Consider the following 12,973-nt stretch of genomic DNA (forward strand, 5'->3'; position numbering starts at 1 on the left):
GCGCGTCGGCCGAGGTGTGGCGGTCGCTGGTCGTGGACATCAGTGCCCCCCTGCGGCGGTGTCGATGTGCGTGTCGCCGTGCTGCGCTGCAGTTGCGCCGTTCTCGCCGGACGTCGGCTGTGCGGCGTTCACCGCGCCGGCCGGTCCGCTGGGGACGGTGAACTCCGCGGTGCGGACGGTGCCGGCGTGCTGGAAGTCGAGGAACAGTCGGTAGGTCCCGGTGGAGGGCACCTCGGCGACGAACCGGATCTGCGGGCCCGCGGGGGTGCGCCCGTCCCCGGGGCTTCCCTCGGGGTGCACGTGCAGGTAGGCGAGATCGGTCGCGCGCAGGGCGACGAGGTGGCCGTAGGCGCCGAGGTAGGGCTGCAGGTCAGTGACCGGCCGGCCGTCCCTCGTCACGGTGAGCGTGAGCCTGGAGGCCTGCCCGGCGGCGAGGTCGCCGTCGAGCCGGACCTCGTAGCCGTCGACCCGGGCGGTCCTACTGGTGGGAGGCTCGACGGGGTCGTATGTGCCCGCTGCGGACAGGTCCATCCCGAGCGTGGTCGCCGGGCCGCTGGTCGGGGTGAAGTCGGCGAAGGCCCGGTAGACGCCGCCGGCGGGGACGTCGACGCGGGCGCGCCAGGTGCCGTCGGGGTCCATGGTCGGGTGCAGGTGCTGGTAGCCGGCGGTGTCGCGACGCACCACGATCAGGTGCAGCCGCTTGGTGTGCTCCTCGTCGAACGCGGTCACCGGGGCCCCGTCCGGCCCGGTGATGCGGAAGGCGAGCTCGCCTGTGGTGCCGGCCGTCAGCGTCGCGGCGGTGGGCGTGAGGGTGTAGCCGCCCCTGCTCGACGCCAGCCCGGCGGGCTGGTCCGGCTGGTTCGCGGTCTCCGGGACGGCGCCGCCGTGGGTGTCCCCGTGCCCGGCGACCTCACCGCCGGGCGGGCCCGCGGACGCGGCCGTGGCCGTCGCGGTGCCGTCGAGGGGACCGACAGCGGATCCGGTCGCATATGCCCCGACTGCGAGCAGGGCGAGCGCCGCGCCGTAGGCGGAGAGCTTCGCAAGAGTGTTCATGGTCTGGTCCCTTGCTGTGGACCCGGCCTTCGATGAGGCGGGTACCGGGTGATGCGGCTAGGACGCCGCGAGCTGGTAGCCGGCCTCCTCGACCGCGGCGCGCACATCGGCCAGGTTGAGCGGGTTGTCGCTGTCAACGGTGACCGCGCCGGTGGGCAGGTCGACCTTGACCGAGCGCACGCCGTGCAACTCGCTGATCTCCTCCGTGACCGAAGCGACGCAGTGTCCGCAGGTCATTCCGATGACGGTGTAGGTGCTGGTGCTCATCCTGCTGGTCCTTCCTTGACAGGCCGCGACGACTACTCCAGAGCGGCCAGTTCCTTGGGTTTCGGGTAGGTCCTGGGCCGTGCACAACAGGGATCGAGCAGCCGACGACTCGTCGCTGCCTTCACGGGATCCGCGCGCCCCTCTGGGGTGGGATCGCCCCGTGCGATCCAGGTGGAAGCCCCCCGCCGTGGTCAGGACTTGACGAGACGAGCGATCGCCGCGCTCGCCTCAGCCACCTTCTGATCGGCCACCGCCCCGCCCTCGGCGACGGCGTCGGTGACGCAGTGCTTGAGGTGCTCGTCGAGCAGATTCAGTGCGACGGCCTCCAGGGCCTTGTTCACCGCGGCGACCTGGGTGAGCACGTCGATGCAGTACTTGTCCGACTCGATCATCTTGGTGATGCCGCGGACCTGGCCCTCGATCCGACGCATCCGCTTGAGGTGGGAATCCTTGGTGTCCGTGTAGCCGTTCACGACGCCTCCTCCGCTCGCAACACGACCACCATACCCTGGGGGGGTACCGTACTCAAGTCATGGATTGCCGTAGTCCTGCCGAGCATCCGACACGATGTTGGGAGTGGGCGCGATCGATGATGCGCGAGCCCGAGCGAGGTGTCGACAGGGTCGTCAGTCGCGTGGCCCACTCCCCCGCCTCATCTGTGCTTCCGCACCTGTCGCGCTCTACCCCATGACGAGGTTGCCGAGATGGTTTCTTCGGGCCAGATCGGGAAGTGTTGGCACGGGAGCAGCGCCGGACGCCTCCGATGCCCGCTCGGGTGGTCCGGCTAGACAGGCGCCGCCGGGTGCCCCAGGATGCCCATCCTGGGTATGGGTATTCACGGGCGTGACTGCCGGAGGTGACGATGCGCGAGTTCGTACCGGTGCTTATCGCCCTCGGGATGGTGCTCGCCCTCGTCGCCGCGCTCTACGCGGTCACGGCGGCCACCGCCACCGAACGGGCAGCACTGGACGTCGTCCCGTTCGCAGGCGGGCTACCGCCCGCCCAGCACGCCTACTCACGATTCCACGTGCGCTGGTACCCGGTGACGATGGTGTTCCTGGCCTTCGACATGGAGATGATCTTCATGTACCCGTGGACGCTGGTCGTGTCCCGGGTCGGGCCGTCTGCGGTGATAGAGATGTTTCTCTTCCTCGGGATCCTGCTCGCCGGAGTCGTCTATGCCTGGCGGGAAGGCGCTCTGCGATGGAGCTGAACAGGTGGATGCTGCGCTACGCAGCCAAACGCCCGCACATCCTGCTCGTTGCTGCCCGCAACGGAACTGCCCTCCGCCTGGCTGCAGAGGCCGAACTCTTCCGTCGCGGCTGGCCTCTCGCGACGGCACCGGCCGATGCGGACGTGCTGCTCGTGGCAGGGACTCCTGGGCACGAGCTGGGCGCGGTGATCGCGACCGTCTGGGCGGCGATCCCGCAGCCCCGCACCCAAATCACTCTCACCACCATTCATGACCTCGACGCCGTGCTGGACCGGGCCGCCGCCGACCTCGCTGCGGGGGGCTCGTCGGCGGCCAGCCCGACCTCCAGCCAGACCACGCATGCTGGCGCACCGGTCGAGGACGGGCGCGCAAACGAGGCAGACCACACCGCGCGCGAGCAGAAGAGCCAGCACGAGCACCGCGGCCCCAACAGCGAGGAAAACGGGCACGACGGATCTGAGCCGAGGGGGAACCAGGGCGACCCAGCTGACCACAACGCCGCCGATGCCGCGAACCAGCACGAGGAGGCCAGAGAGCACCAGGACTCAGAGCAGCATGCGGGGGGCGCCGACCAGCACGGCGGGCACGGCGGGCACGGTGGGCACGGCGGGCACGGCGGGCACGGTGGGCACGGTGGACACGGCGGCCACGGTGGACACGGCGGACACGGCGGCCACGGCGGACACGGCGGACACGGCGGACACAGCGGGCACAGCGGGCACAGCGGGCACGGCGAGATGGAGATGCCCGGCGGTCTACCCATGGCCGACCTCGACGAGGACCGCGACGGGTTGATGCTCGACCAGCTGCAGGTGGCGATGGGGCCGGTCTTGCCGGACTGGCAGGCCGGGCTGGTGCTCGACCTGATGTTGCAGGGCGACATCGTGCAGCAAGCGCACGCGCGACTTGTGGATGACCCGCTCGGCGAGCCGTTCTGGACGACGCAGACGCCGACGACGGGCACTGGTCGTGGCGATGTCGGGGATCTGAGGCGGCGAGCCGCGGCCAGGGAGCTCGACGCTGTTGCGCGCTTCCTTGCCGTTGCGGGCTGGCCGGCGCCCGCGACGCGGTCTCGCCGGCTGCGCGATGGGCTTCTCGGCGGCGAGCCGCTCGAGCCCATTCGCGCCTCGGTTGGAGCGCTGTTACGGCAGGTGCGCCGCTCGCGAACGCTGCGGCGGATGCTGCGCGGTCTCCCGCACGTGCCCACGCTGTTGGCCCTCCGCCTCGACGCCCTCGAGAACGCCGCCACAGCGCTGTGCGAGCCCGCCACCGAAGCGGGCTCGGCCGAGACCTCCGCCTCGAGCTCGGGACCCGGCCACGCGCCGGAACGCGGTCGACTGCGACCGGGGTTGGGCGAGTTGGAGCGACTGCTGATTGGGAGCGACCTCGCTGCGGCACGCCTGCTCGTCGCGGCCGCCGACCCCTGCACTGACCGCGACACCGACGGCGACACCGACGGCACCACCGGCAGCAGCACCGGAGGCAGTGCCTGCGACACGGTCGTGGACGCGGTGACCGGCGCCGGAGGCGCTGCAGGCCGGAGCGAGGAGATCAGGCAGAGCGGCCGACAGCAGGGCGGGGGACACAGTAGGGGGCACAGACATGGATGAGTCGGTTCCGATGCCGCCACCGACTGAGGCGCTGCCGGTGTGGTGGGCGCTGCTGCTGCCGGTGGTCCTGATCGTCGTGGGATGGACGGCCGCGTCGATCGATGCCGCGGTGACCGCCCGCGCAGCGGGACGGCCCGCGGGGTTCGGTGCTCCGGCGCACGAGGTGGCGAGGCTGCTGGTCGGGCAGCGACGCCGCACCATCGCAGCGGATCCGGTGCTGTGGCGCGCCGGGCCGGCGCTGTTGCCGGTGGCCGCGGTGCTCGCCGCGGTCGTGGTGCCGCTCGGGACCCGTCCGGTCGCCGATCTCGAGATCGGGGTCGTGTGGTTCAACGCCATGGAGGTCCTGGCGTGGGCAGCGGTGTGGATGGCCGGCTGGGGGCCGAACAGCGTGCTGTCGCTGGTGGGCGGCTACCGGTTCGTCGCGCAGGGGCTGGCCTACGAGCTCCCGCACATGTTCGCGATCATCACCGCGGCGCTGGGGGCGCAGAGCCTGCGGATCGGCGACATCGTCGCTGCACAGCAGGATCTGTGGTTTGTCGTGATCATGCCGGTGGCGTTCGTGGTCTTCCTGGTCTCAGCGGCCTCGATGGCTTTCTGGGGGCCGTTCGACGCTCCCGTTGCCGGCGACCTTGCCGGCGGGGTGGCCGCAGAGCTGTCAGGGGTCGACCGGCTGCTGTTTGTCGGGGGCCGGTGGCTGCTGCTGACTGCGGCGGCGGCGATGGCGGTCCCGCTATTCCTCGGCGGGGGGGCCGGACCGCTGCTGCCGCCGTGGCTGTGGGTGGCGCTCAAGACCGTCGCGGTCCTGGTCGTCCTGGTGTGGGCGCGTCGCCGCTTCCCCACCATCCGCATGGACCGCTGGACCGAGATCTCCTGGATGGTGCTCGTGCCGTTAACGCTGGCCCAGGCGCTCGTGGTGTCCGTGGTCGTGCTCATGCAGGGAGGCCTCTAGATGACCGTGTTGTTCTGGGTGCTCGCCCCCGCGGCGCTGGTGTTCGGGTTCGGGGTGTTCCGACTCGGCTCAATGGCGCAGGTGACTTTCGCCCTGCTGGCCTCGTTCCTGGCCGTGGCCGGACTGGTGCTGTTGCTCGGACTGGGCTACCTGGGGACGGTGATCGCGCTGATGATGGTCATCGAGATGGTCATCATGGTCGTCTTCATGATCATGTACATGATGAACCCGGCCGGGCTGATGCCGATGGCGATGTACCACAATAAGCCCGGCGCGATGTCGATCTCCGTGGGCACCTTCGTGCTGCTCGCCGCCGGGATTCTGCTCATGGACTGGCCAGCGCGAGCGGGCGCCCCGGCTCCGAATCTGACCTTCGCGCTCGGGCGGTCGCTGATGGGTGAGCAGATGCTCACCATGATGACGCTCGGGATCACCCTGTTCGCCACCATCGTCGCCACGGTGGTGCTGGCGACCGGGCGGGGGCGCTACGACCGGCTCGGCGACGAGCTCGACGTGGCCACCGCCGACGACCCGCTCGGGGGAGGTGTAGGCCGGTGATGCTCGAGCCGTTCCTGCTGGCCGCGGCCGGGCTGTTCGCGATCGGACTGTACGGCGCGCTGTCCCAGCAGTCGATCGTGATGCTGATGATGGGGCTGGAGCTGATGCTCAACGGCGTCATCCTCGCCGCCGCCGCGCTCTGGTATTTCCTGGCCCCCGCCGGCACGGAGGGCCAGGTCCTGATCGTCGCCGTGGTCACCGCGATGGCGATCGAGATGGCCGCGGGCTTCGCTGTGGCCACCGCGATCTACCGGGCCCGCCAGGTCGACATGACCGACGGCGCCGCGGACCTCAAGGGCTGAGGACGTCGTGCTGCTGTGGTTGATCGTCATCCCGATGCTGGCCGGGGCGCTACTTGCGCTGGGTGGGCGGCGGGCCGACCCGCTCGCCCCCATCCTCGCGGTAGGTGCATCGGTCGTGGTGCTGGTCCTCGCCGTGGCCGCTGCGCTCACCCGCCCGGCCGCCGATGCCGCACTGTTCGCCGGGGTCCGCGCCGGATTCGCCGTCGACGCGCTCTCCGCGGTGCTGGTCGTGACCGTCGCCGTGGTGCTGGCCGCGGTGCTGGTGTTCGCCGCGGGCGAGGCGGAGCTGCGCACCGGCCGGTTCACCGGCCTGATGCTGATCTTTGCCGGGGCGATGCTCGCAACGGTGACCGCGACGGGCCTGGCGCCGCTGTTGATGGCGTGGGAGGTCATGGGCGCGGCGAGCTGGGCGTTGATCGGCTACCACTACCGAGACCTGGCCTCGGTGCGTGGCGCGCACACCGCCTTTCTCACCACCCGCACCGCCGACCTGGGGCTCTACCTCGCCGCCGGGGCGGCACTCGCCGGCGGCGGCGGATCCCTGGCCTTGGACGTGCTGCCCGCGACGGTGGCGGGCTGGCGGGACCTGCTGGTGGCCGGGGTGGTGGTTGCGGCGCTGGGTAAGTCCGCGCAGCTGCCGTTCAGCTTCTGGCTCTCCGGGGCGATGCGCGGCCCGAGCCCGGTATCGGCGCTGCTGCACTCCGCGACCATGGTCGCTGCCGGCGCCTACCTGCTGGTGCGGCTGAACCCGCTGCTGGCGTCGGTCGGTTGGGCGGGCCCGCTGGTGGCGTGGATCGGAGCGCTGACCGCCCTCGGCCTCGGGCTGGCCGCGTTGGCCCAGCGCGACCTCAAGCAGCTGCTGGCCGCCTCCACCTGCGCGCAGATCGGGTACATGATCCTCGCCGCCGGGGTCGGCGGCGGCTCCGCCGGCGTGCTGCAGCTGGTCGCGCACGCAGCCACCAAGAGCCTGCTGTTCCTGGCCGCCGGGGCCTGGCTGACCTCTCTGGGCACCAAGCAGCTCGACCGTCTGCCCGGCGCGGCCCGCCGGTTCCCGCTGGTCGGGGCGATGTTCACCGTCGGAGCGCTGTCGCTAGCGGGGATACCGCCGCTGTCGTTGTGGGTCGCCAAGGACACTGTCCTGTCCGCCGCGCTCACCCTGACCGGCCCCGCCCCGGCCGCCGTCGGTCTCTACCTTGTCGGGCTGGCCGGAGCGGCCGTGGCCGCGGTGTACAGCGCCAAGGCGCTGTGGTTCGTCTGGCAACCCGCCTCCGACGCCCCCTCGACGGACGATCGCCGACGAGCGGCCGTCCCGGGCCACACCATCAACCAGATGGAGGCCGAGTGCCCGACGGATCGCGGGCAGGCGAAGGGCCTGGAGCAGGAGCCGACCGGGCGCGTGCCGGCGATGGCTGCACCGCCGCTGGTCGTGCTCGGAATCGCAGCGGCCACGCTCGGGATTCTTCCGGTGCTCGGCCGCGGGATCCTCGCCCCTGAACCCGCGCCGCACTGGTGGGAACTGGTCGTGTCCGCGGTGGTGGCGGTGGCCGCAGCTGGACTGGCCTGGCGGGCCGGCGTTCGGCTACCCGCGCCCGATCTGCTGCAGCGTTGGTGGGGCCTGGAGCAGGCCGCGCACCTGCTGTTGGTGCGGCCCGTGCGTCGGCTGGCCGAGGGGCTGGCCAGGTTCGACGACCGCGTCCTAGACCGCGGGGTCGACTCAGCCGCGCAGGCGACGGTGTCGCTGGCCCGCCTGCTCGACCGCCGCGGAGAGAACACGGTCGACGGCGCGGTGCGTGCGGTCGCCGAGGGAGCCCGGGTGCTGGGCCGGTGGGCGCGGCGCCCGCAGACCGGGCAGCTGCACCAGTACTACGCCCAGGCCTCGGTGGCGTTCGCGCTGCTCGCCACGCTGGCCGTCGTCGTCATCGTCGTGTCCTGAAGGAGGACCAGCGGTGCTGTCGTTGATCGTGTTCCTGCCCGCCGCCGTGGCGGTGGTGCTGGCGGCGCTGCCCGCGCGGCTACCCGCCCGGGTGTTCGTCGGCACCTGGATCGCCGCCGCGCTGGCCGACCTCGCCCTGATCATCGCTGCCTGGGTGCGGCTGCCCGCACCGGCTGCGGGCGTCGGACAAGCGGGGCCGGGAGGCGCGAGCGGTTTCGGGTTCGAGGAGCGGCTGCCGTGGATCCCGTCGGCCGGGATCTCTTACCACCTCGGGGTGGACGGGCTGTCGCTGCCGTTGCTGGCCATGACCGGCGTGCTGTTCCTCGCCTGTGCGGTGTTCGCGCTGCGCGAGACCCGCCGGGTCAAGGCCTACGTGCTGCTGTTCCTGGCCCTGCAGACGGTGTGTCTGGGCCTGTTCGCGGCGCTGGACCTGATCCTGTTCTTCCTGTTCTTCGACCTGTCGATCGTGTTCATGTACTTCGTGATCGCCGGGTGGGGACACGCCGAGCGGGCCCGGGCGGCGGCGCTGAAGTTCTTCCTCTACACCTTCCTCGGCTCGCTGGCCCTGCTGCTCGGGTTCATCCTGCTGTTCCTCGCCGCACAGCCGCACACCTTCGACATCGTCGAGCTCGCCGCGGCGAACCCGCTCGCCGCCGGCGGCGCGTATGCCGCGCTCACGCTGCTGGCGATCGGCGTCGGACTGGCTGTGAAGACCCCGACAGTGCCGTTCCACACCTGGCTGCCGCCCGCGCACACCGAAGCCCCGGCCACGGGCTCGGCGATCCTGGCCGGGGTGCTGCTCAAGATGGGCACCTATGGCTTCGTTCGCATCGCGATGCCCCTGCTCCCGACGAGCTGGCGCCAGTACGCCCTGGTCGTGCTCATCGTGGGGGTCGTATCGGTTGTCTACGGCGCACTCGTCGCGCTCGCCCAGACCAACCTCAAGCGCATGATCGCCTACACCTCGGTCAACCACATGGGCTACGTCCTGGTTGGGGTCGGCGCCGCCGGGCTCGTCGCGACCGGCGACGTCCAGGCCCGCACGCTGGCCACGACCGGGGCGTTGGTGCAGATGGTGTCCCACGGGTTGATCACCGCAGCGCTGTTCCTGCTCGCCGGAGTGCTCTACGACCGCGGCCGCAGCTACGACTTCGACGCCTGGTCCGGACTCGCCGCCCGCACCCCCCGCTTCGCCGCGCTGTTCGCGGTCGCCGCGTTCGCCTCCCTCGGTCTGCCCGGCTTCTCCGGTTTCATCGCCGAGTTCCAGATCTTCACCGGCTCCCTGCCCGCGGCCCCGGTCCCGGTCGCGGTCGCCGTCACCGGGATCCTCGTCACCGCCGCGCTGTTCCTGGTCGCGCTGCAGCGGATCTTCCTGGGCCCGCTGCGCACCCCGGACGCCCCTGGCACCCCCCGCCTGCTCGCGGACCTGCGTCCCAGCGAGCTCGTCGCGATCGCGCCGCTGCTGGCGCTGGCCACCCTCATCGGGCTCGCGCCCCGTTTCCTGCTCGACCTCGTCGAACCTGCCGCGGCCGCCGTCAACACCTTGGTCGCCCGGTGAACCGCCCGCCGGCAGGCATCAGCCCGCAGAGGAGCAGAGCGGCCACGACCAGGCGCAGGACGCGGCCGAAATTGCCGGAGGTCGCGCTATGGAGATGATGAACGAGGACCCAGGCGCACTCATTCCCGAACTCGCCCTGCTCGCCGCCGCCGTGCTCGGCCTCCTCGCCGGAGCCTGGCTGCCACGTCACCGCCAATGGTTGATCGCCGCCCTCGCGGGCGTGGCCTGCGTGGTCGGGATCATCGCCACTGGCGTGGTCTACACCCGGCCCGCCGAGACCGTGTTCGGCTCCTACGCCATCGACTCCACGACCAACGCCACGCGGCTGATCGTGCTGGTCGCGACCTTGCTCGCCGTTTGCGCCTCGGTCGAGGCCGTCCGAGGGCAGCGTCGTGAGACCGAGTATTGGGTGCTGCTGCTGCTCGGCGCGCTGGGTGCCGTCCTGATGGCCGGGGCCACCGACCTGCTGCTGCTGTTCGCGGCCTTCCTGCTCGCCAGCATCCCGCTCTACGCCCTGGTCGGCTGGGCCCGGAGCGCGCCGGCGACCGAGGCGGCGATGAAGTACTACCTCTCCGGCGCCTTCGCGGGCGTCACCATGGTCACCGGCGTGACGCTGCTCTACGCCGCTGGCCGTGCCACCGCCTACGGCCCGCTGCGCGAGAACCTCACGGCCGCCGCGGCGGGCGGGCGGTCGATGCCCGCCCTGGCCGCCGTCGGGCTGGTCGCGGTGCTCGCCGGGCTCGCGTTCAAGGCCGGGGCGGCCCCCGCGCACTTCTGGGTGCCGGACGTCAGCGACGGCGCCCCCGCCCCGGTCGCCGGGATCGTCACCACCCTCCCCAAGATCGGGGCCCTGGTCGCGGTCTTCCGGCTGCTGCCCGCGGCGATCCCCGCCGCGGCGGTCGCCTGGCCGTTGCTCGTGGCGATCCTCGCCGCGGTGTCGATGACCCTGGGGAACCTCGCGGCGTTCTTCCAGACCTCCGTGCAACGTCTGCTCGGGTACTCTGCGGTCTCGCAGGTCGGCTACGTGCTCATGGCCGTCGCCGTGGCCGGCCGCTCCGCGCAGGCGGGTCCGGCCCTGCTGCTCTACCTCGCCGCCTACGCCCTCACCAACCTCGGCGCCTTCGCCGTCGCCGCCGCGGTCACGACCCCCGACGGGCCGGCGCGCACGGTCGACGACTTCCGTGGCCTCGCCCGCCGCCACCCGGCCCTGGCCGCCGCGCTCGTCGTCTGCCTGCTCGGGCTGGTCGGCACCCCGCCGACGGCGGTGTTCCTGGGCAAGCTCGCCGTGTTCACCGCCGCGGTCGACGGTGGCATGGCCTGGCTGACCGTGCTGGCCCTGGTCAACACCGTGGCCAGCCTCTTTTACTACCTGCGCTGGATCGCCCCGGTGTTCGTCCCGGCCCCGGAGGCCGGCGCGACCGCGCCGCAGCGGACCCGGCCCTGGGCGACCGTCGCCGCGGTCGCCGCCGCGGTGGCGACCCTGATCCTCGGCATCGGCGCGGGGGTCGTCGTGCCTCTGCTTCTTGCTCCCTGAGCCGTCCGGACCCCGGGTCGGCATGGGAGGCAAGCGGACAAGCTATGCCTGGAGGGCTCAGACTTATCGAAATCGCCGCCGCGACCTGGTCGATCGCCTAGTACTGCCTCCCAGTTCCTACTGCGAGCGACTTGCGTTTGACGCGGGATGGCGCAGGATCCATCGGGTGAGCAACTTCGAAGCCCCCAGGCGATGGTCGGACGAGGGCACTCGCCCACGTACGGGCTGGAGCCGCTCGGAATGGGGATCGGTCCTGGGTACGGGCGCTTTTGTCGTGCTGCTTCATGTCCTGGGCTGGGGGGTCCTTCTCCTGCTGGTCGTGCCACAGCACCTCGTGTTGGGGACGACCGGGGTGTTCGGCGCCGGGCTCGGCCTGACCGCGTACCTGCTCGGCGTGCGACACGCCTTCGACGCCGACCACATCGCCGTCATCGACAACACGACCCGCAAGCTGGTAGGGGAGAAGAGGCCCGCGCTCAGCGGTGGCTTCTGGTTCTCGCTGGGACACTCCAGCGTCGTCTTCGCCCTGGCTCTGCTCCTGGCCCTCGGGGTACGCGAGCTGGCGGGCACAGTGCAGAACGAGGACTCCGCCCTGCTGCAGACGCTCGGCCTGATCGGCTCGATCGTCGCCGGCGCCTTCCTCATCCTGTTGGGCCTGACCAACCTGATCGCCGTCGTCGGCATCGCGCGTGTCGCACGCTCGATGCGCGGCGGCCGGCTCGACGAGCACGAACTCGAACGACAGCTCGCCCGGCGCGGGGTCCTCGCCCGGCTCCTCGCGCGGGTCATGCGTCGAGTTCGCAAGCCCTGGCACCTCTACCCGGTCGGCCTGCTCATGGGTCTGGGCTTCGACACGGCCACCCAGGTCGCGCTCCTCGTCCTGGCCGCAGGGTCAGCAGCCTTCACCCTCGCCTGGTACGCGCTGCTCACCCTCCCCGTCCTGTTCGCCGCCGGTATGAGCCTCTTCGACACCATCGACGGCATCTTCATGACACGGGCATACAACTGGGCATTCCTCAGGCCCGCCCGCAAGGTCTACTACAACCTCACGGTCACCGTCCTCTCCGTCATCGTCGCGCTCATCGTCGGCGGCATCGTGCTCATCGGCCTCATCGCCGAGCAGCTCCACATCACGCAGGGCCCGCTGGCCTGGATCGCCTCCGTCGACCTGCAGTTCGCCGGATTCGCAATCGTCGGACTTTTGCTGGCCACGTGGGGTGTCGCCGTGGCTGTGTGGCACCTCGGCCGAATTGACCAGCGGTGGTCGCCCGAGCCCGCAACGGCGACAACCAGATCCGGCGACAACGCGTGACCCGAAAGCTCAACGGGCGCTCAAGAACGACGGAACTGGAACCCGTTCTCTCCCAGTACTAGCAGTGTAGTTATGAAGATCGCCCACGGAAGTGATCACAATTCGTGGCAGAGCCGTAGGCCTCCCACGGATGAGGTAGAGCCACCACCGATGTACTAGCTACGATAGTACGTCACCCGGACGTACTACGTAGATCCGTAGTTCCTCTTGCAACATTCGGGTGCCTCGTCTCGCAGCCGGGTGGTCCCGCCGCCGGACTGCAACATCCTGCCCGCCGACACGGCTACCTCGCCGTGGTAGCCGGGCCCTGTCCCCTGTCTGCACCGGCCGACCGACGGTGACCGACGACCATCGCACGTCCCTCGGCTCGAGGGGGTCAGAGGACGCCCGGCTACCACCCGGAGGGCGCAGCCGCGCTCCCCGGTCGAGATCCGCAGGATGAGGGGTTTCACATGAGTTGGGGTGGCTGGCACGACCGCGACGACCACAAGGACCACAAGCACCACAAGTGGGGCTGGGGCTGGGGTGGTTGGCGCGGCTGGGACAAGTCGGACGACCACGACGACGACAAGAAGCGAGGCTGGGGCTGGGGCGGCTGGAACGGAGGTTGGGACAAGAAGGACTGACCCCTAGCCATTCCACACCTGCGTGAGGAACAGTGGCCTCGTTTCCGGGCACGGGGGC

At 71.0% G+C, this 12,973-nt stretch carries 13 protein-coding genes; 10 read left to right on the top strand and 3 right to left on the bottom strand.

The genetic code is table 11. The features are described 5' to 3' along the window. Positions 1-39: 39 nt before the first annotated feature. From ACL02T_RS10570 to ACL02T_RS10580, 3 genes are all read right to left on the bottom strand, one after another. Entirely contained in the window at positions 40-1,053 is a 1,014-nt protein-coding gene (locus ACL02T_RS10570; RefSeq protein ID WP_412830459.1) for a DUF8832 domain-containing protein, read from the bottom strand. 57 nt (positions 1,054-1,110) lie between these two features. Further along, positions 1,111-1,320: a heavy-metal-associated domain-containing protein gene (locus ACL02T_RS10575; RefSeq protein WP_412830460.1), complete on the bottom strand. Its 210-nt coding sequence runs from the start codon at positions 1,318-1,320 to the stop codon at positions 1,111-1,113. A 191-nt stretch (positions 1,321-1,511) separates the two neighbouring features. Beyond that, positions 1,512-1,793 carry a metal-sensitive transcriptional regulator gene (locus ACL02T_RS10580; RefSeq protein ID WP_412830461.1) on the bottom strand — a complete coding sequence of 94 codons (282 nt, stop codon included), beginning with the start codon at positions 1,791-1,793 and terminating at the stop codon, positions 1,512-1,514. Positions 1,794-2,182: 389 nt separating this feature from the next. Between ACL02T_RS10580 and ACL02T_RS10585 the strand changes: the two genes are divergently transcribed. From ACL02T_RS10585 to ACL02T_RS10630, 10 genes are all read left to right on the top strand, one after another. Beyond that, positions 2,183-2,533 (top strand): NADH-quinone oxidoreductase subunit A, encoded by a 351-nt coding sequence (locus ACL02T_RS10585; RefSeq protein WP_412830462.1) that lies wholly within the window; start codon positions 2,183-2,185, stop codon positions 2,531-2,533. Then, positions 2,524-4,143, top strand: a complete 1,620-nt coding sequence (locus tag ACL02T_RS10590) for a hypothetical protein (protein ID WP_412830463.1) — start codon at positions 2,524-2,526, stop codon at positions 4,141-4,143. The genes ACL02T_RS10585 and ACL02T_RS10590 overlap by 10 nt, the downstream gene beginning before the upstream one ends. Positions 4,144-4,153: 10 nt before the next feature. Beyond that, positions 4,154-5,092: an NADH-quinone oxidoreductase subunit H gene (locus ACL02T_RS10595; protein ID WP_412830464.1), complete on the top strand. Its 939-nt coding sequence runs from the start codon at positions 4,154-4,156 to the stop codon at positions 5,090-5,092. Beyond that, on the top strand, positions 5,093-5,650 hold the full coding sequence (locus tag ACL02T_RS10600) for an NADH-quinone oxidoreductase subunit J (protein ID WP_412830465.1): 558 nt from the start codon (positions 5,093-5,095) through the stop codon (positions 5,648-5,650). Further along, positions 5,647-5,952, top strand: coding sequence for an NADH-quinone oxidoreductase subunit NuoK (locus tag ACL02T_RS10605; protein WP_412830466.1), 306 nt, complete (start codon positions 5,647-5,649; stop codon positions 5,950-5,952). Before ACL02T_RS10600 ends, ACL02T_RS10605 begins: the two co-directional genes overlap by 4 nt. Before the next feature lie 7 nt (positions 5,953-5,959). Beyond that, on the top strand, positions 5,960-7,885 hold the full coding sequence (locus tag ACL02T_RS10610; RefSeq protein WP_412830467.1) for a proton-conducting transporter transmembrane domain-containing protein: 1,926 nt from the start codon (positions 5,960-5,962) through the stop codon (positions 7,883-7,885). A gap of 13 nt (positions 7,886-7,898) precedes the next feature. Next, positions 7,899-9,443 (top strand): complex I subunit 4 family protein, encoded by a 1,545-nt coding sequence (locus ACL02T_RS10615; protein WP_412830468.1) that lies wholly within the window; start codon positions 7,899-7,901, stop codon positions 9,441-9,443. A gap of 88 nt (positions 9,444-9,531) precedes the next feature. Next, positions 9,532-10,977 (top strand): NADH-quinone oxidoreductase subunit N, encoded by a 1,446-nt coding sequence (locus ACL02T_RS10620; RefSeq protein ID WP_412830469.1) that lies wholly within the window; start codon positions 9,532-9,534, stop codon positions 10,975-10,977. Between the two features lie 166 nt (positions 10,978-11,143). Further along, positions 11,144-12,289, top strand: coding sequence for a Nickel transporter NicT (nicT, locus tag ACL02T_RS10625; protein WP_503129086.1), 1,146 nt, complete (start codon positions 11,144-11,146; stop codon positions 12,287-12,289). Between the two features lie 452 nt (positions 12,290-12,741). Then, positions 12,742-12,915, top strand: a complete 174-nt coding sequence (locus tag ACL02T_RS10630; RefSeq protein ID WP_412830471.1) for a hypothetical protein — start codon at positions 12,742-12,744, stop codon at positions 12,913-12,915. The last annotated feature ends 58 nt before the right edge of the window (positions 12,916-12,973 follow it).

It is taken from the genome of Pseudonocardia oceanicola (assembly GCF_047200735.1).
Lineage (GTDB): Bacteria > Actinomycetota > Actinomycetes > Mycobacteriales > Pseudonocardiaceae > Pseudonocardia.